This is a genomic window from Wolbachia pipientis (assembly GCF_023661085.1).
In the GTDB taxonomy this organism is placed as follows: Bacteria; Pseudomonadota; Alphaproteobacteria; order Rickettsiales; family Anaplasmataceae; genus Wolbachia.
The window spans coordinates 1-1,321 of the sequence record NZ_JAHDJT010000170.1; the positions used below are offsets into that span (position 1 = coordinate 1).

Here is a 1,321-nt window from a genome sequence, read left to right on the forward strand (position 1 = left end):
TACATCCTTCGCCAACAGAAAGCATGAATCTACTTTTGGATTTTAAACTAAACATATTAACAGAGTGTATACTTATCCATAATTGAAAAAGCAATTTATTGAAATTTATTAAACGTTATAGGGAAATATTGTTATAAATTTCCACGACAACATTATTTATATTATAATTTATTGATAAATTTAGTACTAATATTAACCTGTTTATATAACAAAATTAAGAAAATTTATTTTACAATTTTAATTGACATAAATCATTAACCTGGTTATGATTAATATAGTATTAATACGTGAGGTAAAAAAGTGGTATCTGTGCAGCTAAGCAGTGTGAGAAATAATAGCTATATATATAAGCTACTATTGAACATAATACACACAATTAAAGCTATTACAGCTTGAACACTTGTAATCCCACTGCTTTAGCTGTTTACTACAGTTTTTACATTTCCAACATGGGTCAAGTAAAGCTTCTGAGCCCATCTTGTTTAGTAAGTGAACTGCCTCGTCATATTCTTGCAATTTAATTTTAAGCCGCACCATAATAAGGTAGATTGATATGTAATTAGCTTTTTTCATAGCAATGTCTAGATGTTGATTTGCAAGATCATACTTACCTAAGCTAATCGAAGATAAAGCAAGTAAGCAATAACTAAAATAATAATCAGGACGCAAGCCGTATAGTTTCTCAGCACCTTTACTATTTAAACTGATGTAAATTCTTGCTGACTCAGGAGTAGGATTTACTGTATACTCTACCTCTAGCACTGCAGAAGCTTTTCTGATTTTTCCAAGTTTAATATATAATTTCGCCTTTAAATAATTGATAGGCTGAAAAGTTGCGCAATGATTTTGTGCTCTAAATAAAGACTTTATAGCTTCCTTATAATTCCCTTTACTTTCATATTGCTTTGCTAAAGCGCAATAAAAAACTGCTAACATTCTTTTGCAATTAAAAGGAAGAAAAATATTGAACTTCGCAGCTTCCTTTAACTTCAAAATTGCACAAGCCCAATCTTCTTGCAATATGCAATGCTCTATTTGAAAAGGAATAGACAGAATTTTATCATTAATCGAGCTTGAGCAATACTCTATGAATTTTTGAAAGATTGCCCCCTCTTGTTTGAGGTGGACAATCAGTTTATTAGCCAGAAGCAGAGCTAAGTTGCGATTTTTACTTGCAATGCTTATCAAACCGTTGCTGAAGAAGCTGTAATTTCCTACCTTACCTGAGTTGAAGAGCTTTATTAAAGATAACTTATCGCTCTCCTCATTTAGATTTTTAACTAGCTTGTGAGCGTTCTCTGTATTGCCCAAATCCGTGCTA

The 1,321-nt window shown here is 31.4% G+C and carries 1 protein-coding gene; it reads right to left on the reverse strand.

Annotated elements, in window-relative coordinates:
- Window positions 1-354: 354 nt before the first annotated feature.
- Window positions 355-1,321, reverse strand: a 967-nt coding sequence (locus DM84_RS05930) for a heme biosynthesis protein HemY (protein ID WP_250779077.1), incomplete at its 5' end; no start/stop codon positions are given.